A 22,638-nucleotide genomic window follows, 5' to 3' on the forward strand; every position below is an offset into this window, starting at 1 on the left:
TAAACTAGGCTAAGAGTGGTGTGAAATTTATTTTTAATTATAGATTCCCGTGAATATTAGTTCACGGGAATTTCTTTATTTTTTATTTATTTAAGCTTTTACTTTTTTGATATTTTCTATAAACTGATCAAATAAGTATTCTGCATCATGTGGCCCTGGACTTGCTTCTGGGTGGTATTGTACTGAAAATACATTTTTAGACTTCATTCTAATACCTGCTACCGTGTTATCATTTAAGTGCACATGTGTAATTTCAACATCAGGATGCGCTTCTGTTTCTTCTCGATTTATAGCAAAACCATGGTTTTGAGAAGTAATTTCTCCTTTTCCTGTCAATAAGTTTTTAACAGGATGATTAATTCCTCTATGACCGTTGTGCATTTTATATGTTGAAATACCATTAGCTAACGCTATAACTTGATGCCCTAAACAGATTCCGAACAATGGTAAATCTTTATCTATAATTTCTTTAGCTGTCTTTTGAGCTTCTTCTAAAGGTTCAGGATCTCCAGGTCCGTTTGAAATAAAATACCCATCTGGATTGAAATCGCTCATTTGTTCAAAACTTGCATTATAAGGATACACTTTAATATAAGCGCCTCTTTTCGCTAAGTTTCTTAAAATGTTTTTCTTGATTCCAATATCTAAAGCTGAAATTTTAATCGGTGCGTTTTCGTCTCCTACAAAATAAGGTTCTTTTGTAGATACTTTAGAAGCTAACTCTAGTCCTTCCATATTTGGAGTATCAGCTAATTGCTTCTTTAATTCTTCAATATTATCTACTTCTGTAGAAATAATAGCATTCATTGCTCCATTATCTCTAATATAAGATACTAACGCACGAGTATCAACATCAGAAATAGCTACTAGATTGTGTTCTTTAAACCAATCAAATAAATTTCCATCAGAATCTACACGAGAATGTGTAAAACTGAAATTACGACAAATTAATCCTGAAATTTTAATTCCTTCTGATTCTACTTCTTCGTCATTAACTCCATAGTTACCAATATGTGCATTGGTAGCTACCATAAGTTGTCCATAGTAAGATGGATCAGTAAAAATTTCTTGGTACCCTGTCATACCTGTGTTAAAACAAATCTCTCCTGTAGCGGTTCCTTCTATTCCAATTGATTTTCCGTAGAAAATGGTTCCGTCTGCTAATAGAACTAATGCTTTTTTACGTGTTTGATATTTCATTTAGTGGTGTTGTGTAATTTGGTTGCAAAAATATATAAAAAAAGGGATAAACATTAAAATGTTTATCCCTTTGATTTAATTTATAAAAACTTTCATTTTTATTCTTCTTCTTGTGAAGTTTGAGTTTCAACAGCGGCAGCTTCAGTTTTCTTCGCTCCACCACGACGGCTACGACGAGTACTCTTTTTAGCTTTGTTTCCTTTTGGATTGTATAACTCGTTGTAATCAACTAATTCTACCATTGCCATAGGAGCGTTATCTCCTTGACGGTTTCCTAACTTGATGATACGTACATATCCTCCTGGTCTGTCTGCTACTTTTACAGAAATTTCTTTAAATAATTCTGTAACAGCCTCTTTGTTACGTAAGTAACTAAATACTACACGACGGTTGTGAGTTGTATCGTCTTTAGATTTTGTAATTAAAGGCTCAACAAACTTACGTAAAGCTTTCGCTTTAGCTTCTGTAGTATTGATTCGCTTGTGCTCGATTAAAGAACAAGCCATGTTAGATAACATCGCTTTTCTGTGCGCTGTTTTTCTACCTAAATGATTAAATTTCTTTCCGTGTCTCATGACATTTGGTTTTAGCTCTCATCTTGCTACTACTCTAATTTAGAGGAGCAAACTATGAAAGGTTAATCTTTATCTAATTTGTATTTGCTTAAATCCATTCCGAAATTTAAACCTTTGTTAGCCACTAACTCATCTAATTCAGTTAATGATTTTTTACCAAAGTTTCTGAACTTCATTAAATCGCTTTTGTTAAATGATACTAAGTCTCCTAAAGTATCAACTTCTGCAGCTTTTAAACAGTTTAAAGCACGAACTGATAAATCCATATCAACTAATTTCGTCTTTAATAACTGGCGCATATGTAATGATTCCTCATCATATGTTTCAGTTTGTGCAATTTCATCAGCCTCTAAAGTGATACGCTCGTCAGAGAATAACATAAAGTGGTGGATTAAAATCTTAGCTGCTTCGGTTAAGGCATCTTTAGGGTTGATAGAACCGTCAGTATCGATATCGAAAACTAACTTTTCGTAATCGGTCTTTTGCTCTACACGGAAATTTTCAATTGCATATTTTACATTCTTAATTGGAGTGTAAATAGAATCTGTAAAAATTGTTCCTAAAGGTGCTCCAGCTCTTTTGTTTTCTTCTGCTGGTACGAAACCTCTACCTTTTTCAATGGTAATTTCAGCATTTAACGTTACTGATTTATCCATGTTACAAAGTACTAACTCTGGGTTTAATACTTGGAAACCTGAGATAAATTTTTGTAAATCTCCAGCGGTTAATTGCTCTTGTCCTGATATTGCGATAGAAACTGTTTCTCTGTCAGATTCTTCAATCTGCTTCTTAAAACGAACTTGTTTTAAGTTTAAGATAATTTCAGTTACGTCTTCTACAACACCTTGAATAGTTGAGAACTCGTGATCTACTCCATCAATACGTAATGATGTAATAGCGAATCCTTCTAATGAAGATAATAACACTCTTCTTAAAGCATTCCCAACTGTTAATCCAAAACCTGGTTCAAGAGGTCTAAATTCGAATCTTCCTGAAAAATCAGTAGATTCAATCATGATTACTTTATCAGGTTTTTGAAAATTTAAAATTGCCATATTAATTTGTTTTCTTCGTTTTAATTGTTAGTCAGTTGCGCGGTTTATAAGTTTGAAGAAGTTCGAATAAACCCTTTGGCTGAATACCAATATAATTAATTTATTACTTAGAGTACAATTCTACGATTAATTGCTCTTTAATGTTCTCTGGAATTTGTAATCTTTCTGGAGCTTTTACAAAAGTTCCTGATTTCAAATCAGCATTCCAAGTTAACCACTCGTAAACTGCGCTGTTAGCTGCTAATGCATTTTCGATAGCTTCTAATGATTTAGATTTTTCTCTTACTGCAACAACATCTCCTGCTTGTAATCTGTAAGAAGGAATGTTTACGATTTCACCGTTTACTGTAATGTGACGGTGAGATACTAATTGACGAGCTGCTCTACGTGAAGTTGCGATACCTAAACGGTAAACAACGTTATCTAAACGAGACTCACATAATTGTAATAACACCTCACCAGTAATTCCTCCTGATGCTTGTGCTTTCTTAAATATGTTACGGAATTGACGCTCTAAAATACCATAGGTATATTTAGCTTTTTGCTTTTCCATTAACTGGATAGCATATTCCGATTTTTTACCTCTACGTTTAGAAATTCCGTGTTGCCCTGGAGGGTAATTTCTTTTTTCGAAGTTTTTGTCATCTCCGAAAATTGCCTCGCCAAACTTACGAGCAATCTTAGTTTTTGGTCCTGTATATCTTGCCATTTCTAATTAATTTAGTAGGGATTATGAATTAAGGCGTACTCCTTCGATAATCTTTTAATCCTACTGTTGTTAAAATACTTAATTTTTGTGTACAAAGGTACACTAAATAAAGTATAAGTTGAATTACTTCAACTTATACTCTTCTTCTTTTAGGTGGACGACATCCGTTGTGTGGAATTGGAGTAACATCGATGATTTCAGTTACTTCGATACCAGCATTGTGGATAGATCTGATTGCAGATTCTCTACCGTTACCTGGTCCTTTAACATACACTTTTACTTTACGTAAACCAGCTTCTTTTGCAACTTCTGCACAATCTTCTGCTGCTAATTGAGCTGCGTAAGGAGTGTTCTTTTTAGAACCTCTGAAGCCCATTTTACCAGCAGATGACCAAGAAATTACATCACCTTTTTTGTTTGTTAAAGAAATAATAATATTGTTAAATGATGCAGTTACGTGAGCTTCACCAACTGATTCAATTATAACTTTACGTTTTTTTGTTACTTTAGACTTTGCCATAATTCTTTACTATTAGTAAAAAATAATCAATGATTATTTTTTCTTGTTAGCTACAGTTTTTCTCTTACCTTTTCTTGTACGAGAGTTATTCTTCGTTCTTTGTCCTCTTAATGGTAAACCAAGTCTGTGACGAATACCTCTTTGACATCCGATGTCCATTAAACGTTTAATGTTTAATTGAACTTCAGAACGTAACTCACCTTCAATAGTGTAAGTTCCTACTTGCTCACGAATTGCTGCAATTTGATCATCAGTCCAATCTTGAACTTTGATGCTTTCGTCTATGTTAGCAGCTGCTAAAATCTCTTTAGCTCTGCTTCTTCCTACACCAAAGATATATGTTAAAGCGATAACACCTCTTTTATTCTTTGGAATATCTATACCTGCGATTCTTGCCATATAATTTAGTTTTTAGCTGTTAGCTTTTAGTTGTTAGAATCCTAAACATTTCTATTTCAAGCAGATTCATCTAACTACTAATTACTAATGACTAGTGTCTTATTTATTATCCTTGTCTTTGTTTAAATCTAGGATTCTTTTTGTTAATTACGTATAAACGGCCTTTTCTGCGTACAATTTTGCAGTCAGCACTTCTTTTCTTTAATGATGCTCTTACTTTCATCAGTGTGTGTTTTTAATATCTGTAAGTAATTCTTGCCTTTGATAAATCATACGGGCTCATTTCTAATTTTACCTTGTCTCCTGGTAATAACTTTATATAATGCATACGCATTTTTCCTGAAATGTGCGCCGTAACAATATGTCCGTTTTCTAATTCTACACGGAACATAGCGTTTGATAAAGCTTCTGTAATAGTTCCGTCTTGTTGAATTGCTGATTGCTTAGCCATATTATTTTAATGATTTTCTGTTACTGTTTCCTGTTTTCATTAAACCGTCGTAACGACTATTTAATAAATACGAGTTTATTTGCTGAATGGTGTCTATTGCAACTCCTACCATAATGATTAATGAAGTTCCACCGTAAAACATTGCCCAGTTTTGAGTAACTCCAAACTTTACAATGATTGCTGGTAAAATAGATAAAGCTGCTAAGAAGATTGATCCTGGTAATGTAATTTTTGACAATACTGAATCTAAAAAGTTAGCTGTTTCTTCACCTGGTTTATACCCTGGAACAAAACCATTACTTCTCTTTAAGTCTTCTGCCATTTTATTCGTTGGAATAGTAATAGCCGTATAAAAGTAACTAAAGACAATAATTAATAAAGCAAATATAACGTTATACCATAAACCGTTAATATCAGTTAAACTGTTTAATGCTGGGTATTTTTGCCCTAATGCAATTGGTAAAAACATAATTGCTTGAGCAAAGATAATTGGCATTACACCAGCTGCATTCAATTTTAAAGGAATGTACTGTCTTGCGCCATCAACATCTTTAATGTTTGTAACTGCTGTACGACGTGCATATTGAACTGCAACTTTGCGTACTGCGGTAACTAATAATACGGTTAACAAGATTACCACAAACCAAACTATTAATTCGATTAAAATCATCATAATTCCTCCTGCTCCTGCAGTTTGCTTAGAAACTAATTCTTGAATAAATGCTGCTGGGAAGTTTGCGATAATACCTACAGTAATTAATAATGATATACCATTACCAACTCCTTTATCAGTAATACGCTCTCCTAACCACATTGCAAAAATTGTTCCTGCACTTAAAAGAATAATAGATGATACCCAAAATGTTGCTCCTGTTACTAAGAATGCTTCAGCTGGTAATCCCATTTGATTTTGGATAACTCCAATATAAGTAGGTGCTTGAAACAACGTAATAGCAATCGTAAGCCATCTTGTAATTTGCGTAATCTTCTTACGTCCACTTTCTCCATCTTTTTGTAGTTTTTGTAAATAAGGTACTGCGATACCCATTAACTGTACTACAATAGAAGCAGAAATATAAGGCATTATACCAAGTGCCATTACTGACGCTCTAGCAAATGCCCCACCTGTAAATGCGTTTAATAAACCTAAAAGTCCATCAGAAGTACTGTCTTTTAATGCTGTTAATTGAGTTGGATCAATTCCTGGTAATGGAACTGCTGCCATAAAACGGTAAACAGCAATTAAACCTAAAGTTAAAAGTAATTTTTCTTTTAACTCTTCTATCTTCCAAATGTCTTTTAAAGTATTTATAAAATTCATCATTTACAATTATTATAAAGTTACTGCTTCACCTCCTGCTGCTTCGATAGCTGCTTTTGCTGATGCTGTATACTTATGTACAGTTATATTTAATTTAGCTTTTAACTCTCCACCACCTAATATTTTTACTAAGTCGTTTTTACGAGCTAATCTGTTTTCAACTAAAACATCTAAATTAACTGTATCTGTTATCTTTCCGTTATCTACTAATGATTGTAACTTGTCTAAATTTACACCAACATACTCTTTACGGTTAATGTTAGTGAATCCAAATTTAGGCACACGTCTTTGAAGTGGCATTTGTCCTCCTTCAAATCCTACTTTACGAGAATAACCAGAACGAGATTTAGCTCCTTTGTGTCCTCTTCCTGCAGTAGTAGCTTTACCAGAACCTTCTCCACGTCCTACACGCTTCCCTTTGTTCTTAGTTGCTCCAGCTGCTGGTTTTAAGTTGTGTAAACTCATCTTTTATTATCTTATTTAATTTCTTCTACAGAAACTAAGTGTTGAACTTTATTTACCATACCCAAAATTGTAGCTGTTGCATCATGCTCTACAGTTTGGTTCATTTTACGTAAACCTAACGCCTCTAACGTTCTTTTTTGATTTTTAAGGCGACCGATTTGACTTTTTACTTGTGTAACTCTAATTTTACTCATCGTCTTAAATTTTAACCGTTAAAAACTTTCTCTAAAGAAATACCTCTTTGCTTAGCAATAGTTGCTGCGCTACGTAATTGTAATAAAGCGTCAAAAGTAGCTTTTACTACGTTATGAGGGTTTGATGATCCTTGAGACTTTGATAATACGTCTTTAATTCCAACAGATTCTAATACCAAACGTACAGCACCCCCGGCGATAACCCCGGTACCGTGTGAAGCTGGCTTGATGAATACTTTAGCTCCACCAAATTTACCTTTTTGCTCGTGTGGTAATGTTCCGTCTAAAATAGGAATACGCACTAAGTTTTTCTTTGCATCTTCTACTGCTTTTGCAATAGCAGAAGAAACATCTTTAGATTTCCCTAATCCGTGACCTACAACACCGTTACCATCACCAACTACTACGATTGCAGAGAAACCAAATGCTCTACCTCCTTTAGTTACTTTAGTAACACGTTGTACTCCTACTAATTTATCTACAAGCTCTAATCCGCTTGGTTTTACTCTTTCTACGTTTTTATATCCTAACATAATATAATTTCTTAAAATTTTAAACCAGCTTCTCTAGCAGCGTCTGCTAATACTTTAACTCTACCGTGGTATAAATACCCGTTACGATCAAAAGCAACAGTATCAACACCAGCTTTTACAGCTTTTTCAGCGATAGCTTTACCTACTGCTGTTGCTGCTTCTGCCTTAGAACTAGATGTAATTTCTTTATCTCTTGAAGATGCAGATGCTAATGTTACACCAGCAACGTCATCAATTAACTGAGCATAGATTTCTTTGTTACTTCTAAAAACTGATAATCTTGGTTTTTCAGCGGTACCAGTAACTATTTTTCTAATTCTATGCTTAATTCGTTGTCTTCTTTCAAGCTTTGATAATGCCATAATAATTTCTCTTAATTTATTATGCAGATTTACCTGCTTTTCTTCTTAATACTTCTCCTACAAACTTAATTCCTTTTCCTTTGTAAGGCTCTGGCTTACGGAAAGAACGAATTTTTGCTGCAACCTGACCAACTAATTGCTTGTCATGTGAAGTTAATTTTACGATTGGGTTTTTACCTTTTTCAGATACTGTTTCAACCTTAACTTCTGGAGCTAAATCTAAAATAATGTTATGAGAGAAACCTAAGGCTAAATCTAATTTTTGTCCTTGGTTAGATGCTCTATAACCAACACCTACTAACTCTAACTCTTTAGTAAATCCTTTGCTTACACCTTCAACCATATTATTGATTAAAGCACGGTATAAACCATGTGCAGCTCTGTGTTCTTTACTATCTGATGGTCTTTCTAAAGTGATTGTACCATCTTCTACCTTTACAGTAATATCAGAAGATAACTCTTGAGTTAACTCTCCTAATTTACCTTTTACTGTTACCACGTTTCCGTCTACTTTTACTTCAACACCTTGTGGCAATGCGATTGGATTTTTTCCTATTCTACTCATCTTACAAAATGTTTTTTTAGTAAACGTAACATAATACCTCTCCACCAACGTTCTCTTGTCTTGCTTTTTTGTTTGTCATTACACCTTTAGATGTAGAAACAATAGCAATACCTAAACCGTTTAATACTCTTGGCATTTCTTTAGCGCCAACGTACTTACGTAAACCTGGTGTTGAAATTCTTTGAATCTTTCTGATTACTGATTCTTTCGTATCACGGTCGTATTTTAAAGCTATCTTGATAGTTCCTTGCACTTTATCGTCATTGAACTGATAACTTAAAATGTAACCTTGATCGAACAAAATTTTCGTCATTTCCTTCTTCAATTTAGAAGCAGGAACTTCAACTACTCTGTGGTTAGCTGCAATAGCATTTCTCACACGAGTAAGAAAATCCGCGATTGGATCTGTATACATAGTTAATTAAATTGCGGTTTTGGTTTTTAGCGTCCTTACTTTACTAGGTAAACTACTGATACTAAACCTGAAACCAGTTAATATTTATTTAGTTCGTTTTTTGGGTAAAATCTCATAGGTATTATACTTGCTACAAGTATTTACTTACAAGGCACAATTTACCCTATAAAAACAGTGTGCAAATATACATAAACTTTTTAAAAATCAAACCATTTTAATAATTATCATTTTGAGTACTAATTTATTGCGGATTTTTCAGCCTTTAAAAACTAAATTTTATCCTTTAAAATAGAGTGATAATTCTTTAAAAAGCTACCTTTTTAAACACAAAAAGGTGCATAACGTTTTATCGTTATACACCTTTTACTTGTATAGTAAAGAGCTGTTACCAGCTTGCTTTTTTTACTCCTGGAATTAATCCTTGGTTAGCCATTTCACGGAAAGTAACACGTGAAATTCCGAACTGACGCATGTATCCTTTAGGACGTCCAGTTAGCTTACAACGGTTGTGCATTCTAATTGGTGATGCGTTTTTTGGTAACTTTTGTAATGCTTCGTAGTCTCCAGCTTCTTTTAAAGCTTTTCTCTTTTCAGCATACTTAGCAACCATTTTAGCTCTTTTGCGCTCACGCGCTTTCATTGATTCTTTAGCCATCTTATTAATTCTTTTTAAATGGTAATCCTAATTCTCCTAATAATGATTTTGCTTCTTTATCAGTGTTAGCAGATGTTACGAAAGTAATATCCATACCACTAATTTTTTTCACTTGATCAATATTAATCTCTGGATAGATGATTTGTTCAGTAATACCTAAGTTGTAGTTACCTCTACCATCAAAACCGTTTGCTTTGATTCCGTTAAAGTCTCTTACACGTGGTAAAGAAGCTGTAACTAATCTATCTAAAAACTCGTACATTTTATCACCTCTTAACGTAACTTTTGCACCAATTGGCATTCCTTTACGTAATTTGAAGTTTGCAACGTCTTTCTTAGAGATTGTAGATACTGCTTTTTGACCTGTAATTGTAGTTAACTCATCAATAGCATATTCTATTAATTTCTTATCTGCTATAGCTGCACCAACACCTTTACTTACAACGATTTTTTGTAATTTAGGTACTTGCATTACATTGCTATAACCAAATTCATCAGTAAGAGCTTTGATAACTCTGCTCTTGTACTCTTCTTTTAATCTTGGTACGTAACTCATGGTTATATTGCTTTATCTGATTTTTTTGATACTCTTACTTTCTTATCTCCTTCTACTTTGTAACCAACTCTTACTGCTTCACCGTTTTCAACTAAAGCAACGTTTGATATATGTAATGGAGCTTCCTTTTTTACAATTCCTCCTTGTGGATTAGCTGCTGAAGGTTTAGTGTGTTTAGACACCATGTTTACACCTTCTACTACAACTCTATCCTTATCTTTGATGATTTGTAAAACTTTACCTTCAGATCCTTTGTGATCTCCTGCTATAACTTTAACAGTATCTCCTGATTTAATTTTAAATTTTTTCATTTTAAAATCTGATTTTATAACACCTCAGGTGCTAATGATACTATTTTCATAAATTGTTTCTCACGTAATTCACGAGCCACAGGACCGAATACACGTGTTCCTCTCATTTCCTCTGAAGGATTTAAAAGTACACAAGCATTATCGTCAAATCTGATATATGATCCGTCTTTACGTCTAACTTCCTTCTTAGTACGAACAACAACTGCACGAGATACTTGACCTTTCTTTACAGTTCCGTTTGGAGTTGCAGATTTTACCGTAACAACGATTTTGTCTCCAACGCTAGCGTAACGCTTTTTTGTTCCTCCTAAAACTCTAATCACTAAAACTTCTTTTGCTCCAGTGTTATCTGCGACTTTTAATCTTGATTCTGTCTGTAACATATTATTTAGCTCTTTCTAGGATTTCTACTAATCTCCAACGCTTAGATTTACTCATAGGACGTGTTTCCATGATCCTTACAGTATCACCTTCGTTGCAATCGTTATTCTCGTCATGTGCAACGTACTTCTTAGTCTTTAATACGAACTTTCCGTACATTGGGTGCTTTACTCTTTTTACCTCGCTAACTACGATAGATTTCTCCATTTTGTTGCTAGATACTACACCGATTCTCTCTTTTCTAAGATTTCTTTTTTCCATCTTTAAAACTGACTAGAATTATTGTAATTCTCTTTTAGTTAACTCTGTAGCAATTCTTGCCACAGTTTTTCTTAAGCTACGTAACTCTAATGGGTTTTCCAATGGAGTTATGGCGTGAGCCATCTTAAGATCAGTATAATTTTTCTTCAACGCTCCAAGCTTTTCTTGTAAGTCAGCTGTTGATAATTCTTTAATTTCTGATTGTTTCATGATCTAAATAGAATTAAGCGTTATAATCAAAATCTCTTGCTATTACAAACTTCGTTTTTACAGGAAGTTTTTGAGCTGCTAAACGTAAAGCTTCTTTTGCTACTTCCATTGGTACTCCACCAACTTCAAACAAAATTCTACCTGGTTTAATAACAGCAACAAAATGATCAGGTGCACCTTTACCTTTACCCATACGTACCTCTAATGGTTTCTTAGTGATAGGTTTATCTGGGAAAATTTTAATCCAAAGTTGCCCCTCTCTTTTCATATAACGAGTTGCCGCAATACGAGCTGCCTCAATTTGACGAGAGGTAAGTAAATTCTGGTCTAATGATTTGATACCAAACATTCCGTTAGAAAGTTGAGTACCTCTACCAGAGTTACCTTTCATATTTCCTTTCGCCTTCTGTACCTTACGGTATTTTACTCTTTTTGGCTGTAACATTTTTAATTTCTTTTAAAAATTATTTTCTTCTGCGAGGTTGACGTTTTGCATTACCACCACCTTTGTTAGAGTTACCTTTTTGTTTAGATAATCCTACTAATGGAGATAATTCACGCTTTCCATAAACCTCACCTTTCATAATCCATACTTTCACACCGATTCTTCCGTATGTAGTATGTGCTTCAACAAGTGCATAGTCGATGTCTGCTCTGAAGGTAGAAAGAGGAATTCTTCCTTCTTTGTAATGCTCAGAACGTGCCATTTCAGCTCCGTTTAAACGACCTGATAATTGCACTTTAATTCCTTCTGCGTTCATTCTCATTGCAGCAGCAATCGCCATCTTAGTAGCTCGCTTGTAAGAAATTCTGTTTTCGATTTGACGTGCGATACTAGCTGCAACTAAGTTTGCATCTAATTCTGGACGCTTAATTTCGAAAATATTAATTTGAACTTCTTTTCCTGTAATTTTCTTAAGCTCTTCTTTTAACTTGTCTACCTCTTGACCTCCTTTACCAATGATGATACCTGGACGTGCAGTAGTGATAGTAACGGTTACAAGTTTTAAAGTACGCTCAATAATAATACGAGAAACACTTGCTTTTGATAAACGAGCGTTGATATACTTTCTGATTTTATCATCTTCAGCAATCTTATCTCCGTAGTCATTTCCACCATACCAGTTAGATTCCCATCCTCTGATAATTCCTAAACGATTTCCTATTGGATTTGTCTTTTGTCCCATTTCTACTTTGATTAATTACTGTTATTTTTAGTTCCTAACTCTAAAGTTACGTGATTAGAACGCTTACGAATTCTGTGTGCACGCCCTTGTGGAGCTGGTCTTAACCTTTTTAACATACCTGCGCTATCAACACAAATTGATTTTACATATAATCCTGCATCTTCGATGCTAGCATCTTCGTTTTTAGCTTGCCAGTTAGCGATAGCTGATAACAATAACTTTTCTAAGTTACGTGATGCTTCTTTTGGACTGAATTTTAAGATTTGTAAAGCTTTTTCTACTTCTACTCCTCTTACTAAATCTGCTACCAAGCGCATTTTTCTTGGTGATGTAGGACAATTAGTTAATTTAGCAAAAGCTCTAGACTTTCTAGCTTCTTTTAACTGTGTTGCCATGTTATGTTTACGACTTCCCATAATTTCCTACTATTTTTTACCTTTATTTTTTGCACCAGCGTGCCCTCTAAAAGAACGTGTTGGTGAAAATTCGCCTAATTTATGACCTACCATGTTTTCAGTAACGTAAACTGGTACAAACTGACGTCCGTTGTGAACTGCAATTGTTTGCCCTACGAAATCTGGAGTAATCATACTTGCTCTAGACCAAGTTTTGATAACTGATTTACTTCCTGCTTCTACGTTAGCTAACACTTTTTTCTCTAACTTATAGTGAACGTAAGGTCCTTTTTTTAATGATCTTGCCATGGTTTATTATTTCTTTCTACGTTCTATAATATACTTGTTACTAGCTTTGGTCTTAGATCTAGTCTTAAATCCTTTAGCTGGGATACCGTTTCTAGATCTTGGATGTCCTCCAGAAGAACGTCCTTCACCACCACCCATTGGGTGATCAACTGGGTTCATACGAACAGCATTCGTTCTTGGTCTTCTACCTAACCATCTACTTCTACCTGCTTTACCAGATACTAATAATTGGTGGTCAGAGTTAGACACAACTCCGATAGTTGCCATACAAGTTAATAATATTAATCTTGTTTCACCTGAAGGTAACTTTACTGTTGCATACTTACCATCTCTTGCCATTAATTGAGCAAATGAACCAGCTGAACGAGCCATAACAGCTCCTTGTCCTGGGTGTAACTCAATACAAGAAATTGTAGTACCTAATGGAATATCGCTTAAGAACATAGCGTTACCAACTTCTGGCGTAGCTTCTTTTCCTGATACGATTGTTTGACCTACTTTTAAACCGTTTTGTGCAATTACATAACGTTTTTCACCATCAGCATAACTAACTAATGCAATAAATGCAGTACGGTTTGGATCGTACTCGATAGTTTTTACTGTTGCAGGAACACCTTGCTTATCTCTTTTAAAATCGATAATACGGTATTTTTGTTTATGACCTCCACCGATGTTACGTGTAGTCATTCTACCCTGGTTGTTTCGACCTCCAGATCGTTTTTTCGGAGCTAATAAAGATTTCTCCGGCTTATCAGTAGTAATGGTGTCGAACCCATTTACAACTCTAAAACGCTGACCTGGTGTTATTGGTTTTAATTTTCTAACTGACATTCTGTCTTTTCTTAAAGATTGTTATAAAAATCAATAGTTTCTCCTTCAGCTAACTGAACGATTGCTTTCTTGTATCCACTTGTTAATCCAGAAACTAAACCTTTTTTAGTGTATTTAGTTTTTCTTAATGCTGGATAGTTCATAGTTTTTACAGACTCGATCGCTACACCATAAGCAGCCTCAACAGCTCCTTTGATTTCTAACTTGTTAGCTTTTTTGTTTACAACAAATGTATAACGGTTGTTTAACTCGCTATCATTTGTAGCTTTTTCTGTAATAATAGGTTTAATTAAAATACTCATCTTCTTCCCTATTTACTTAAATTAGACTCAATTCCTTCTAGAGAGCTCTCAGCAATAACTACTTTGTTAGCATTTAAAACGCTATACGTGTTAATTCCTGAAGCATCTACTACTTTAGAACCTTTTAAGTTACGAGATGATAAGTAAACATTTTTACTTTCTTCACCTAATACGAATAAAGACTTTTTAGCGTCTAATTCTAAAGCTTTTAATACATTGATAAACTCTTTAGTTTTTGGAGCTTCAAAGTTGAAATCTTCAACAACTACTAAATTGTTTTCTTTTGCTTGAATACTTAAAGCTGACTTACGTGCTAAACGCTTTAAGTTTTTATTTAACTTAAAAGAGTAGTTTCTTGGTCTTGGACCGAAAATACGTCCACCACCTCTAAAAACTGGAGACTTGATACTACCCGCACGAGCTGTACCAGTTCCTTTTTGTTTTTTAATCTTTCTTGTACTACCAGCAATCTCAGCTCTTTCTTTCGATTTGTGAGTACCTTGTCTTTGATTAGCCAAATACTGCTTTACATCTAAATAAATTGCGTGATCATTTGGCTCAATTCCGAATACCTCGTTAGAAAGTTCAACTTTTCTACCAGTATCTTTTCCTGTAATATCTAATACTGCTACTTTCATTATTTCTCGATAGTTACATAAGAGTTTTTGTGACCAGGAATAGCTCCTTTTACTACGATAAGATTCTTATCAGCAACCACTTTTAATACTCTTAAATTTTGAACTTTTACTTTGTCTCCACCCATACGACCTGCCATACGCATTCCTTTGAATACTCTTGCAGGGTATGATGCTGCACCAATTGAACCAGGAGCTCTTAAACGGTTATGTTGACCGTGAGTTGCTTGTCCAACTCCGCCAAAACCATGACGTTTTACAACACCTTGAAATCCTTTACCTTTAGAAATTCCTGATACATCAACGAATTCTCCTTCAGTAAATAATTCAACAGTAATTGAGTCACCTAATTTGTACTCACCTTCGAACTCTTGGAATTCAACAACTTTCTTTTTAGCAGATGTACCAGCTTTTTTAAAGTGACCATCTAAAGCTTTATTAGAGCTTTTTGCTTTTTTGTCATCGAAACCAAGTTGTAAAGCGTTATAGCCGTCAACCTCTTCGGTTCTGACTTGGGTAACAACGCAAGGACCTGCTTCGATTACAGTACAAGGAATATTCTTCCCGTTCTCGTCGAATAAGCTGGTCATTCCAATTTTTCTTCCTATTAACCCAGACATATTTGTTAATTTTCAGACGAATAGATATATTTTATCCAGCGCGTCTATTAATAAATGATTATTTGAAACGAATGTTTCTATTTTTTCCTTTGAATTTTTCAAAAAAAAAGAGCGAAAAACACCTTCACTCTGAATTTGTTTTTACCATTTTTCCTTCGCGAAACCCTCAGGACATGTCATTTCTGTATACTTTACAGAAATATTTACACGCCGAAACATAAATTTCGGTGTGCAAAAGTATAAAAAACTTTCGGCTTAACAAAATTAAACCGAAAGTTATTGATTTACTTATACTTTAATCTCAACTTCAACTCCACTTGGTAACTCAAGTTTCATTAAAGCATCAATAGTTTTTGATGATGAACTATAGATGTCTAATAATCTTTTGTAAGCAGATAATTGAAATTGCTCTCTAGATTTTTTGTTTACGTGTGGTGAACGTAATACTGTAAAAATCTTTTTATTTGTTGGTAAAGGAATTGGTCCGTTTACTACAGCTCCAGTACTCTTTACTGTCTTTACGATTTTTTCAGCAGACTTGTCTACTAAATTATAATCGTAAGATTTTAACTTTATTCTAATTTTTTGACTCATCTTAATTAACCTTTAGCGTTAGCGATTACTTCTTCTGCAATGTTACTAGGAGTTTCTGCATAGTGAGAGAATTCCATAGTAGAAGTTGCTCTACCTGAAGATAATGTTCTTAATGAAGTAACATATCCAAACATTTCTGATAATGGAACGATAGCTTTTACTACTTTAGATCCAGCACGGTCGCTCATATCGTTTACTTGTCCACGTCTTCTGTTTAAGTCTCCAACAATGTCACCCATATTTTCTTCTGGAGTTAACACTTCTAATTTCATCATTGGCTCCATAATTACGGCTCTGGCAGCTTTTGCAGCAGCTTTGTAACCTAACTTAGCAGCTAATTCGAATGATAATTGATCAGAATCTACAGGGTGGAATGAACCATCTACTAAAGTAACTTTCATTGCATCCATTTCGTATCCTGCTAAAGGACCATTCTTCATAGCTTCTTTGAATCCTTTTTCTACAGAAGGAACAAATTCTTTTGGTACGTTACCTCCTTTAATTTCAGATACGAACTCTAAACCTTGTTTACCTTCTTCAGCTGGCTCCATTTTAAACACAATGTCAGCAAATTTACCACGTCCACCAGATTGTTTTTTATAAACCTCTCTGTGTTCTGCAGCAGCAGTAATAGCTTCTTTGTACTCTACTTGTGGTTGTCCTTGATTTACTTCAACCTTAAACTCACGCTTTAAACGGTCTACAATAATATCTAAGTGTAACTCACCCATTCCTGAAATTACAGTTTGCCCTGAAGCTTCATCTGTTTTTACAGTAAATGTTGGATCTTCTTCAGCTAATTTTGCTAAAGACATACCTAACTTATCAACATCTGCCTTAGTTTTTGGCTCAACTGCAATACCAATTACTGGATCTGGGAAATCCATAGATTCTAAAACAATCGGATTTTTCTCGTCAGATAACGTATCTCCAGTTTTAATATCTTTAAACCCAACAGCTGCTCCAATATCTCCTGCCTCGATAAAGTCGATAGCATTTTGTTTATTAGAGTGCATTTGATAAATACGTGAAATACGTTCTTTCTTACCTGAACGGTTATTTAACACATAAGAACCTGCATCTAAGTGACCAGAATATGCACGGAAGAATGCTAAACGACCTACGAAAGGATCGGTAGCAATTTTAAATGCTAAAGCTGAAAATGGTGCTTTTGCATCTGGCTTACGTGTTTCTTCTTCTCCTGTATCAGGGTTAGTACCGATGATATTTTCTCTATCTACCGGAGAAGGTAAATAACGACATACAGCATCTAACAAGAACTGAACACCTTTATTTTTGAATGAAGAACCACAAACCATAGGGATGATAGACATATCCATTACAGCAGCTCTTAATGCAGCGTGCACTTCTTCTTCTGTAATCGAATCTTCATCTTCCATGTATTTCTCTAATAAGTTTTCGTCATAAGCAGCAACCTCTTCGATTAACTTACCACGTAACTCACGAGCTTCTTCTTTTAAATCTTCTGGAATATCAACAACATCAAAAGTTGATCCGTGATTTTCATCATGCCATACAATAGCACGGTTCTTAACTAAATCAACAATTCCTTTAAAATCTGCCTCATCACCAATGTTTAATACGATTGGCACTGCATTAGATTTTAACATGTCTTTTACTTGCTGACAAACTGCCAAAAAGTTTGCTCCTTGACGGTCCATTTTATTAACAAAACCGATACGAGGCACTTTATAGTTATCAGCTAATCTCCAGTTAGTTTCAGATTGTGGCTCTACTCCGTCTACTGCAGAGAATAAGAACACTAACCCGTCTAATACACGTAATGAACGGTTTACTTCTACGGTAAAGTCAACGTGACCTGGAGTATCAATAATATTAAAATGGTATCCTTTAGCATCAGCGGTAGGCTTTCCATTTTCTGTTGGGAATTGCCATGTACAAGTTGTAGCTGCAGAAGTAATTGTAATACCTCTTTCAGCTTCTTGTTCCATCCAGTCCATTGTAGAAGCTCCATCGTGAACTTCTCCAATTTTATGAGACACTCCTGTATAGAAAAGGATACGCTCAGTTGTTGTTGTTTTACCAGCATCAATATGAGCAGCAATACCGATATTTCTTGTATATTTTAAATCTCTTGCCATTTCTTATTAAAATCTAAAGTGTGAGAATGCTTTGTTTGCTTCAGCCATCTTATGAGTGTCAACTCTTTTCTTAACAGCAGCACCTTCTTCTTTAGCAGCAGCTAAAATTTCAGCAGCTAAACGTTGGGCCATTGTTTTTTCATTACGCTTACGCGCATAAGAAATCATCCATTTAATCGCCATAGAAACCTTACGGTCTGGACGAATTTGCATTGGAATTTGGAAAGTTGCACCACCAACACGGCGAGAACGAACTTCTACGTGAGGCATCACGTTAGATAAACCATCTTTCCACACTTCTAAAGCCGACTTTTCTTCGTCAGTTTTCTTTTCGTTTACGATATCCATTGCATCGTAAAACACTTTGAACGCTACAGATTTTTTACCGTCCCACATTAAGTTATTCACAAAACGTGTAACTAATTGATCGTTGAATCTTGGATCCGGTAACAAAACTCTTTTTTTAGCTCTTCTTTTCCTCATGTCTTTACATTAAAAAAGTTACTAATTAATTTTTACTTTTTGTCTTTTGGGCGTTTTGCACCGTACTTAGATCTACGTTGGGTTCTACCCTCAACTCCTGCAGTATCTAATGCTCCACGTACCACGTGATATTTAACACCTGGTAAATCTTTTACCCTTCCACCTCTAACTAATACTATCGAGTGCTCTTGCAAGTTGTGTCCCTCACCTGGAATATACGCGTTGATTTCATTACCATTTGTTAAACGCACCCTTGCAACCTTACGCATCGCTGAGTTAGGTTTCTTAGGTGTAGTGGTATACACACGCGTACAAACTCCACGTCTTTGTGGACATGCTTGTAAAGCAGCCGATTTACTCTTCTTAGTTATTTTGGCTCTTCCTTTACGAACTAATTGTTGAATAGTTGGCATACTAAATTATTACTTGTTTTTAATTTGTACTTAAATTACTCTAATTTTAAGAGTGTGCAAATGTACGATAATTTTCTATTTATTCAAATATCAAGGAGTTATTTTTATCCTCAACACAAAAACATCAAAACCACCTCATGCATTATCACAAAAACACACTAACCTCAATACACCTACCTATTGCAAAAAAAAACAACACAACACAATCGTTTTAAAAAACCACAACAAACAACAAACACAACAAGAAAATAACAACCTTTCAAAAAAAACTAGAGAACCAACAAAAAACACCAATACACACACTTACTTTTTAGAATTATTTAACAAATAAGTTGTTTTTTTAAGTTTTATTTATGATTTTTGGCTCAATTAATTCAAATAATTACATAATGAAAACAAAGTTTAATGGAATATTAACGCTGCTCTTAGCGTTAATTGTGCAAGTATCCTTTGCACAAGAAAAAATGATTTCAGGTACTGTTTCCGACGAAACAGGTCCGCTACCCGGAGTTAATGTATTAATAAAAGGAACTACTTCTGGAGTAGAAACAGATTTTGACGGAAAATTTTCTATTAAAGCAAAAACTGGAGACATTCTTGTTTTTAGTTTCGTAGGTATGAAAACTACAGAAAGAACAGTCACAAGCTCCAACTCAATTAATGTAACAATGACTACTGACAATGTACTTGATGAAGTTGTTGTTACCGCCCTTGGACAATCGAGAAGCGAAAGAGCTCTAGCTTTTGCTGCACCAAAAGTAAAAGCAGCAGAGTTAAACGCTGCTCAAAATGACAACGCTGTAAGTGCTTTATCAGGAAAAGTAGCTGGTTTAAAAATCAACTCTCCTTCGGGTAACATTGGTGGTTCTCAAAGAATCTTAGTTAGAGGTTCTAACTCTGTTACTGGAGAAAATCAACCTTTATTTGTTATAGATGGTATTCCTATGGACAACTCAAACTTTAACAGTGCTAACGCTCAAAGAGGAGCTGGTGGTGTTGACTTTGGAAGCACAATTAACGATATTGACCCTAGCAACATTGAAACTGTAACTGTTTTAAAAGGAGCTGCTGCGGCTTTATATGGATCTAGAGCATCAAATGGAGTAATTTTAATCACTACTAAAACTGGTAAAAACTCTAAAAAACTAGGAGTAAACATCAGTTCTTCTATCACCTTCTCTGAAGTAGCAATATTACCTAACCTTCAAAGAGAATATGGAGGAGGAGCTATTATATCAGACGCTGATGGTGGAAAAAATGGTTTTGCTACTCAAGTAATTGACGGCACTGAGTACTTGTTAGTTGATTACCACACAGACGAAAGTTGGGGACCTAAATACAATCCTAACATTAAAGTATTACATTGGGACGCTTTTGATCAAGCTAGTTTTCCTAATGATTATTTAAAACCAAGAGCATGGGTAGCTCCTGAAAATGATGTAGATTCATTTTTCAAAACAGGTATATCTACAAATAACACCCTTACTTTAACTTCTGCTAGTGATAAAGGAAGTGTTTTATTTTCTGCTGGCTTACAAGAGAACACTGGAATTGTACCTAACACTGAAGTTAATCGCCATTTTGCAAAATTTAGCATTAATCAAAAATTATCAGATGACTTAACTGCTGTTAGTAGCATTAATTATGTTCAAACATCTGGTTCAAGACCTGTTATCGGTTATGATGATAATAGTGTAACTCAAAAGTTCTTTCAATGGGGACAAAGACAGTTAGATTATAAAAGATTACAAAACTATAAGAATAACGATGGCACTCAAAGAACATGGAATAGAATCTCTTGGGACAACCCTAGACCTAACTATTCTGACAACCCTTACTGGACACTTAACGAAAACTTACCTACAGACAGAAGAACACGTGTTTATGGTAACGCTAGTTTAAACTATCAAATAAATGACGATTTAAGTATAAAAGGTAGTGTTTATGCCGATACATACAACTTTAGAAACACTGAACAAGTAGCTGTTGGCTCTCAAGCTCAATCACAATTCTTAGAACGAGCATATAACTTTAAAGAGTACAACTACGAGTTTACTGCTAACTACAAGAAAGACATCTCCGATAACTTTAAAGTTTCCGCTTTATTTGGAGCCAATAAAAGAAACCACACTTTAAACTACCGTTTTAACCAAACTACGGGAGGTTTATCTGTTCCAAACATCTATAATATTAACAATAGCAAAGGACCAATAGACAAAAATACAGACAACATTGACAAGGTAGTTAACAGTTTATTTGGAAGCGTTAGTTTCTCTTTTGCAAATCAACTTTTCATTGATTTAACAGGTAGAAATGACTGGTCTTCTACTTTACCTGAAGACAATAATTCATATTTTTACCCTTCAGCTTCTGTTGCTTGGGTATTTAATGATCTTCTATTCCCTGAATCAAGCTGGTTCAACTATGGTAAATTAAGATTTGGTTGGGCACAAGTTGGTAACGACACTGATCCTTATAGAGTTGTAAGCACACTAACTTTAGACAATCCTTTTAAAGGTGATGGTAGAGTAACCGTTCCTTCAAGCTTATTAAATGCAGACTTGGTTAACGAAACAACTACTACTTGGGAAGTAGGTACTGAATTAAACTTTTTTAATCGACGTGTTAATTTAGATGTTACATATTATAACAACGAAACGACAGATCAAATCATTCCTGTAGACCTTTCTTTTGGTACGGGTTATGGGTCTCAGTGGATTAATGCTGGTAAAATGATTAACAAAGGAGTAGAAGTTCAATTAGGCTTAAAACCAATAGTTAATGAAAATTTCACTTGGAATATAGATGTAAATTTTGCTAAAAACGAAAATGAGCTAGTTGAATTAAAAGAAGGTTTAAATTCAATCCTTCTAACAAACGCTCCATTCCAAGCTCAATTAGCAGCTACTGTAGGTCAAGCCTATGGAACAATTATGGGTAGTGACTTTATCTATGATGACCAAGGAAACAAAGTAGTTACTAGTGGTGGTACATATGCAGCTACTCGTGACTTAGTCCCTTTAGGTTCTGCTAACCCTGACTTCAATGCTGGTTTAAGAAACAGTTTTAAATATAAAAACTTTGATTTAGGAATATTACTAGAAATGAGTAAGGGAGGTAAATACTTTTCTACATCACACATGTGGGGTATGTACTCAGGAATGTTACAAAAAACAGTCGCAAACAACATAAGAGAAGATGGTATTGTATTACCTGGAGTGACGGGTACTATTACTTATAATGACGATGGTAGCTACAATGTAACAAACACAGCACCTAACACAACTAAAATATCTGGTCAGACTTATGGTAACTCTCACTATGGTGGTTTTGGAACACCTGACGCTCAAAACGTGTTCGATGCTGATTTCTATAAGATAAGAGAGGTTTCTTTAGGCTACACCTTTAAAGGGGAGTTTTTAAAAGTTTTCGACAAAGCTAGAATTAGTCTATTTGGTAGAAACTTATACACTTGGGGGCTTGATTTTGATGGAATTGATCCAGAAACAGTATCTACTGGTTCAGGTAATATTCAAGGTTTAGAAGGTGGTTTACAACCTTCTGTAAGATCTTTTGGTATGAACTTAAACTTATCTTTCTAAAAACAA

34 protein-coding genes are annotated in these 22,638 nt (G+C 34.7%); 1 reads left to right on the plus strand and 33 read right to left on the minus strand.

Annotated features, from left to right (window positions below; all coding sequences use genetic code 11):
• Positions 1–90: 90 nt before the first annotated feature.
• The 33 genes from carA to rpsL form a co-directional block, all read right to left on the minus strand.
• The gene (gene carA / locus ACR9ES_RS04880) at positions 91–1,200 is read right to left on the minus strand and encodes a glutamine-hydrolyzing carbamoyl-phosphate synthase small subunit (protein WP_435255320.1); all 1,110 of its coding nucleotides are present in this window, start codon (positions 1,198–1,200) and stop codon (positions 91–93) included.
• Positions 1,201–1,298: 98 nt separating this feature from the next.
• Complete coding sequence (gene rplQ / locus ACR9ES_RS04885; RefSeq protein WP_435255321.1) at positions 1,299–1,775, minus strand: 50S ribosomal protein L17; 477 nt, start codon at positions 1,773–1,775, stop codon at positions 1,299–1,301.
• Between the two features lie 62 nt (positions 1,776–1,837).
• Positions 1,838–2,830: a DNA-directed RNA polymerase subunit alpha gene (locus ACR9ES_RS04890; protein ID WP_408036333.1), complete on the minus strand. Its 993-nt coding sequence runs from the start codon at positions 2,828–2,830 to the stop codon at positions 1,838–1,840.
• A 103-nt stretch (positions 2,831–2,933) separates the two neighbouring features.
• Positions 2,934–3,539, minus strand: coding sequence for a 30S ribosomal protein S4 (rpsD, locus tag ACR9ES_RS04895; RefSeq protein ID WP_435255322.1), 606 nt, complete (start codon positions 3,537–3,539; stop codon positions 2,934–2,936).
• A gap of 133 nt (positions 3,540–3,672) precedes the next feature.
• Positions 3,673–4,059 (minus strand): 30S ribosomal protein S11, encoded by a 387-nt coding sequence (gene rpsK, locus ACR9ES_RS04900; RefSeq protein ID WP_028890747.1) that lies wholly within the window; start codon positions 4,057–4,059, stop codon positions 3,673–3,675.
• A 33-nt stretch (positions 4,060–4,092) separates the two neighbouring features.
• On the minus strand, positions 4,093–4,458 hold the full coding sequence (gene rpsM / locus ACR9ES_RS04905) for a 30S ribosomal protein S13 (RefSeq protein WP_028890746.1): 366 nt from the start codon (positions 4,456–4,458) through the stop codon (positions 4,093–4,095).
• A gap of 106 nt (positions 4,459–4,564) precedes the next feature.
• The gene (ykgO, locus tag ACR9ES_RS04910) at positions 4,565–4,681 is read right to left on the minus strand and encodes a type B 50S ribosomal protein L36 (protein ID WP_010181906.1); all 117 of its coding nucleotides are present in this window, start codon (positions 4,679–4,681) and stop codon (positions 4,565–4,567) included.
• Positions 4,682–4,693: 12 nt separating this feature from the next.
• The gene (gene infA / locus ACR9ES_RS04915) at positions 4,694–4,909 is read right to left on the minus strand and encodes a translation initiation factor IF-1 (RefSeq protein WP_004568721.1); all 216 of its coding nucleotides are present in this window, start codon (positions 4,907–4,909) and stop codon (positions 4,694–4,696) included.
• Between the two features lies 1 nt (position 4,910).
• Positions 4,911–6,230, minus strand: coding sequence for a preprotein translocase subunit SecY (secY, locus tag ACR9ES_RS04920; RefSeq protein ID WP_028890745.1), 1,320 nt, complete (start codon positions 6,228–6,230; stop codon positions 4,911–4,913).
• Between the two features lie 12 nt (positions 6,231–6,242).
• The gene (gene rplO, locus ACR9ES_RS04925) at positions 6,243–6,695 is read right to left on the minus strand and encodes a 50S ribosomal protein L15 (RefSeq protein WP_028890744.1); all 453 of its coding nucleotides are present in this window, start codon (positions 6,693–6,695) and stop codon (positions 6,243–6,245) included.
• Positions 6,696–6,706: 11 nt separating this feature from the next.
• Positions 6,707–6,889: a 50S ribosomal protein L30 gene (gene rpmD / locus ACR9ES_RS04930; RefSeq protein WP_274635086.1), complete on the minus strand. Its 183-nt coding sequence runs from the start codon at positions 6,887–6,889 to the stop codon at positions 6,707–6,709.
• 11 nt (positions 6,890–6,900) lie between these two features.
• Positions 6,901–7,422, minus strand: coding sequence for a 30S ribosomal protein S5 (gene rpsE / locus ACR9ES_RS04935; RefSeq protein WP_028890742.1), 522 nt, complete (start codon positions 7,420–7,422; stop codon positions 6,901–6,903).
• 11 nt (positions 7,423–7,433) lie between these two features.
• Complete coding sequence (gene rplR / locus ACR9ES_RS04940; RefSeq protein WP_047789824.1) at positions 7,434–7,784, minus strand: 50S ribosomal protein L18; 351 nt, start codon at positions 7,782–7,784, stop codon at positions 7,434–7,436.
• A 19-nt stretch (positions 7,785–7,803) separates the two neighbouring features.
• The gene (gene rplF, locus ACR9ES_RS04945) at positions 7,804–8,349 is read right to left on the minus strand and encodes a 50S ribosomal protein L6 (RefSeq protein WP_435255323.1); all 546 of its coding nucleotides are present in this window, start codon (positions 8,347–8,349) and stop codon (positions 7,804–7,806) included.
• 16 nt (positions 8,350–8,365) lie between these two features.
• Positions 8,366–8,764: a 30S ribosomal protein S8 gene (rpsH, locus tag ACR9ES_RS04950; protein WP_028890739.1), complete on the minus strand. Its 399-nt coding sequence runs from the start codon at positions 8,762–8,764 to the stop codon at positions 8,366–8,368.
• Between the two features lie 385 nt (positions 8,765–9,149).
• The gene (rpsN, locus tag ACR9ES_RS04955; RefSeq protein ID WP_028890738.1) at positions 9,150–9,419 is read right to left on the minus strand and encodes a 30S ribosomal protein S14; all 270 of its coding nucleotides are present in this window, start codon (positions 9,417–9,419) and stop codon (positions 9,150–9,152) included.
• Between the two features lie 4 nt (positions 9,420–9,423).
• A complete protein-coding gene (gene rplE, locus ACR9ES_RS04960) occupies positions 9,424–9,975 on the minus strand; it encodes a 50S ribosomal protein L5 (protein ID WP_028890737.1) in 552 nt (183 codons plus the stop codon).
• Between the two features lie 2 nt (positions 9,976–9,977).
• A complete protein-coding gene (rplX, locus tag ACR9ES_RS04965; RefSeq protein ID WP_028890736.1) occupies positions 9,978–10,286 on the minus strand; it encodes a 50S ribosomal protein L24 in 309 nt (102 codons plus the stop codon).
• 14 nt (positions 10,287–10,300) lie between these two features.
• Positions 10,301–10,669, minus strand: a complete 369-nt coding sequence (rplN, locus tag ACR9ES_RS04970) for a 50S ribosomal protein L14 (protein ID WP_028890735.1) — start codon at positions 10,667–10,669, stop codon at positions 10,301–10,303.
• A 1-nt stretch (position 10,670) separates the two neighbouring features.
• Positions 10,671–10,928, minus strand: coding sequence for a 30S ribosomal protein S17 (gene rpsQ, locus ACR9ES_RS04975; protein ID WP_028890734.1), 258 nt, complete (start codon positions 10,926–10,928; stop codon positions 10,671–10,673).
• A gap of 18 nt (positions 10,929–10,946) precedes the next feature.
• Positions 10,947–11,138 carry a 50S ribosomal protein L29 gene (gene rpmC, locus ACR9ES_RS04980; protein ID WP_028890733.1) on the minus strand — a complete coding sequence of 64 codons (192 nt, stop codon included), beginning with the start codon at positions 11,136–11,138 and terminating at the stop codon, positions 10,947–10,949.
• A gap of 13 nt (positions 11,139–11,151) precedes the next feature.
• Entirely contained in the window at positions 11,152–11,583 is a 432-nt protein-coding gene (rplP, locus tag ACR9ES_RS04985) for a 50S ribosomal protein L16 (RefSeq protein ID WP_028890732.1), read from the minus strand.
• 19 nt (positions 11,584–11,602) lie between these two features.
• Positions 11,603–12,325: a 30S ribosomal protein S3 gene (rpsC, locus tag ACR9ES_RS04990; protein WP_028890731.1), complete on the minus strand. Its 723-nt coding sequence runs from the start codon at positions 12,323–12,325 to the stop codon at positions 11,603–11,605.
• An 11-nt stretch (positions 12,326–12,336) separates the two neighbouring features.
• Positions 12,337–12,741: a 50S ribosomal protein L22 gene (gene rplV / locus ACR9ES_RS04995; RefSeq protein WP_028890730.1), complete on the minus strand. Its 405-nt coding sequence runs from the start codon at positions 12,739–12,741 to the stop codon at positions 12,337–12,339.
• A 9-nt stretch (positions 12,742–12,750) separates the two neighbouring features.
• The gene (gene rpsS, locus ACR9ES_RS05000) at positions 12,751–13,029 is read right to left on the minus strand and encodes a 30S ribosomal protein S19 (protein WP_028890729.1); all 279 of its coding nucleotides are present in this window, start codon (positions 13,027–13,029) and stop codon (positions 12,751–12,753) included.
• A 6-nt stretch (positions 13,030–13,035) separates the two neighbouring features.
• On the minus strand, positions 13,036–13,860 hold the full coding sequence (gene rplB / locus ACR9ES_RS05005; protein WP_028890728.1) for a 50S ribosomal protein L2: 825 nt from the start codon (positions 13,858–13,860) through the stop codon (positions 13,036–13,038).
• 11 nt (positions 13,861–13,871) lie between these two features.
• Complete coding sequence (gene rplW, locus ACR9ES_RS05010) at positions 13,872–14,162, minus strand: 50S ribosomal protein L23 (RefSeq protein WP_274635083.1); 291 nt, start codon at positions 14,160–14,162, stop codon at positions 13,872–13,874.
• An 8-nt stretch (positions 14,163–14,170) separates the two neighbouring features.
• A complete protein-coding gene (gene rplD, locus ACR9ES_RS05015; protein WP_435255324.1) occupies positions 14,171–14,800 on the minus strand; it encodes a 50S ribosomal protein L4 in 630 nt (209 codons plus the stop codon).
• Complete coding sequence (gene rplC, locus ACR9ES_RS05020; protein ID WP_274635328.1) at positions 14,800–15,417, minus strand: 50S ribosomal protein L3; 618 nt, start codon at positions 15,415–15,417, stop codon at positions 14,800–14,802. The genes rplD and rplC overlap by 1 nt, the downstream gene beginning before the upstream one ends.
• Before the next feature lie 288 nt (positions 15,418–15,705).
• A complete protein-coding gene (gene rpsJ, locus ACR9ES_RS05025) occupies positions 15,706–16,011 on the minus strand; it encodes a 30S ribosomal protein S10 (protein WP_024740605.1) in 306 nt (101 codons plus the stop codon).
• A 5-nt stretch (positions 16,012–16,016) separates the two neighbouring features.
• Positions 16,017–18,134: an elongation factor G gene (gene fusA / locus ACR9ES_RS05030; protein ID WP_435255325.1), complete on the minus strand. Its 2,118-nt coding sequence runs from the start codon at positions 18,132–18,134 to the stop codon at positions 16,017–16,019.
• Between the two features lie 6 nt (positions 18,135–18,140).
• A complete protein-coding gene (gene rpsG, locus ACR9ES_RS05035) occupies positions 18,141–18,617 on the minus strand; it encodes a 30S ribosomal protein S7 (RefSeq protein ID WP_028890723.1) in 477 nt (158 codons plus the stop codon).
• A gap of 32 nt (positions 18,618–18,649) precedes the next feature.
• Positions 18,650–19,030 (minus strand): 30S ribosomal protein S12, encoded by a 381-nt coding sequence (rpsL, locus tag ACR9ES_RS05040; protein ID WP_028890722.1) that lies wholly within the window; start codon positions 19,028–19,030, stop codon positions 18,650–18,652.
• A gap of 389 nt (positions 19,031–19,419) precedes the next feature.
• On the opposite strand from rpsL, the gene ACR9ES_RS05045 reads away from it, so the two are divergent.
• Positions 19,420–22,632, plus strand: coding sequence for a SusC/RagA family TonB-linked outer membrane protein (locus ACR9ES_RS05045; protein ID WP_435255326.1), 3,213 nt, complete (start codon positions 19,420–19,422; stop codon positions 22,630–22,632).
• Positions 22,633–22,638 lie beyond the last annotated feature (6 nt).

This window comes from Tenacibaculum sp. A30, from assembly GCF_051200845.1.
Lineage (GTDB): Bacteria > Bacteroidota > Bacteroidia > Flavobacteriales > Flavobacteriaceae > Polaribacter.

Excerpts from the sequence above, each read along its gene's own strand:
- rpsM (WP_028890746.1), bottom strand. The coding sequence starts at position 4,458 with ATGGCAAGAATCGCAGGTATAGATATTCCAAAGAATAAAAGAGGTGTT.
- carA (WP_435255320.1), bottom strand. The coding sequence starts at position 1,200 with ATGAAATATCAAACACGTAAAAAAGCATTAGTTCTATTAGCAGACGGA.
- rpsH (WP_028890739.1), bottom strand. The coding sequence starts at position 8,764 with ATGTATACAGATCCAATCGCGGATTTTCTTACTCGTGTGAGAAATGCT.
- rplN (WP_028890735.1), bottom strand. The coding sequence starts at position 10,669 with ATGTTACAGACAGAATCAAGATTAAAAGTCGCAGATAACACTGGAGCA.
- rpsQ (WP_028890734.1), bottom strand. The coding sequence starts at position 10,928 with ATGGAAAAAAGAAATCTTAGAAAAGAGAGAATCGGTGTAGTATCTAGC.
- rpsK (WP_028890747.1), bottom strand. The coding sequence starts at position 4,059 with ATGGCAAAGTCTAAAGTAACAAAAAAACGTAAAGTTATAATTGAATCA.
- rplR (WP_047789824.1), bottom strand. The coding sequence starts at position 7,784 with ATGGCATTATCAAAGCTTGAAAGAAGACAACGAATTAAGCATAGAATT.
- ACR9ES_RS04890 (WP_408036333.1), bottom strand. The coding sequence starts at position 2,830 with ATGGCAATTTTAAATTTTCAAAAACCTGATAAAGTAATCATGATTGAA.
- rplW (WP_274635083.1), bottom strand. The coding sequence starts at position 14,162 with ATGAGTATTTTAATTAAACCTATTATTACAGAAAAAGCTACAAATGAT.
- rplD (WP_435255324.1), bottom strand. The coding sequence starts at position 14,800 with ATGAAAGTAGCAGTATTAGATATTACAGGAAAAGATACTGGTAGAAAA.
- rpsJ (WP_024740605.1), bottom strand. The coding sequence starts at position 16,011 with ATGAGTCAAAAAATTAGAATAAAGTTAAAATCTTACGATTATAATTTA.
- ACR9ES_RS05045 (WP_435255326.1), top strand. The coding sequence starts at position 19,420 with ATGAAAACAAAGTTTAATGGAATATTAACGCTGCTCTTAGCGTTAATT.
- rpmC (WP_028890733.1), bottom strand. The coding sequence starts at position 11,138 with ATGAAACAATCAGAAATTAAAGAATTATCAACAGCTGACTTACAAGAA.
- secY (WP_028890745.1), bottom strand. The coding sequence starts at position 6,230 with ATGAATTTTATAAATACTTTAAAAGACATTTGGAAGATAGAAGAGTTA.
- rplV (WP_028890730.1), bottom strand. The coding sequence starts at position 12,741 with ATGGGAAGTCGTAAACATAACATGGCAACACAGTTAAAAGAAGCTAGA.
- fusA (WP_435255325.1), bottom strand. The coding sequence starts at position 18,134 with ATGGCAAGAGATTTAAAATATACAAGAAATATCGGTATTGCTGCTCAT.
- rpsS (WP_028890729.1), bottom strand. The coding sequence starts at position 13,029 with ATGGCAAGATCATTAAAAAAAGGACCTTACGTTCACTATAAGTTAGAG.
- ykgO (WP_010181906.1), bottom strand. The coding sequence starts at position 4,681 with ATGAAAGTAAGAGCATCATTAAAGAAAAGAAGTGCTGACTGCAAAATT.
- rplE (WP_028890737.1), bottom strand. The coding sequence starts at position 9,975 with ATGAGTTACGTACCAAGATTAAAAGAAGAGTACAAGAGCAGAGTTATC.
- rpsG (WP_028890723.1), bottom strand. The coding sequence starts at position 18,617 with ATGAGGAAAAGAAGAGCTAAAAAAAGAGTTTTGTTACCGGATCCAAGA.
- rpsD (WP_435255322.1), bottom strand. The coding sequence starts at position 3,539 with ATGGCAAGATATACAGGACCAAAAACTAAGATTGCTCGTAAGTTTGGC.
- rpmD (WP_274635086.1), bottom strand. The coding sequence starts at position 6,889 with ATGAGTAAAATTAGAGTTACACAAGTAAAAAGTCAAATCGGTCGCCTT.
- rpsE (WP_028890742.1), bottom strand. The coding sequence starts at position 7,422 with ATGTTAGGATATAAAAACGTAGAAAGAGTAAAACCAAGCGGATTAGAG.
- rplC (WP_274635328.1), bottom strand. The coding sequence starts at position 15,417 with ATGTCTGGGTTAATAGGAAGAAAAATTGGAATGACCAGCTTATTCGAC.
- rplQ (WP_435255321.1), bottom strand. The coding sequence starts at position 1,775 with ATGAGACACGGAAAGAAATTTAATCATTTAGGTAGAAAAACAGCGCAC.
- rpsC (WP_028890731.1), bottom strand. The coding sequence starts at position 12,325 with ATGGGACAAAAGACAAATCCAATAGGAAATCGTTTAGGAATTATCAGA.
- rplO (WP_028890744.1), bottom strand. The coding sequence starts at position 6,695 with ATGAGTTTACACAACTTAAAACCAGCAGCTGGAGCAACTAAGAACAAA.
- rplX (WP_028890736.1), bottom strand. The coding sequence starts at position 10,286 with ATGAAAAAATTTAAAATTAAATCAGGAGATACTGTTAAAGTTATAGCA.
- infA (WP_004568721.1), bottom strand. The coding sequence starts at position 4,909 with ATGGCTAAGCAATCAGCAATTCAACAAGACGGAACTATTACAGAAGCT.
- rplP (WP_028890732.1), bottom strand. The coding sequence starts at position 11,583 with ATGTTACAGCCAAAAAGAGTAAAATACCGTAAGGTACAGAAGGCGAAA.
- rplF (WP_435255323.1), bottom strand. The coding sequence starts at position 8,349 with ATGAGTAGAATAGGAAAAAATCCAATCGCATTGCCACAAGGTGTTGAA.
- rpsL (WP_028890722.1), bottom strand. The coding sequence starts at position 19,030 with ATGCCAACTATTCAACAATTAGTTCGTAAAGGAAGAGCCAAAATAACT.
- rplB (WP_028890728.1), bottom strand. The coding sequence starts at position 13,860 with ATGTCAGTTAGAAAATTAAAACCAATAACACCAGGTCAGCGTTTTAGA.
- rpsN (WP_028890738.1), bottom strand. The coding sequence starts at position 9,419 with ATGGCTAAAGAATCAATGAAAGCGCGTGAGCGCAAAAGAGCTAAAATG.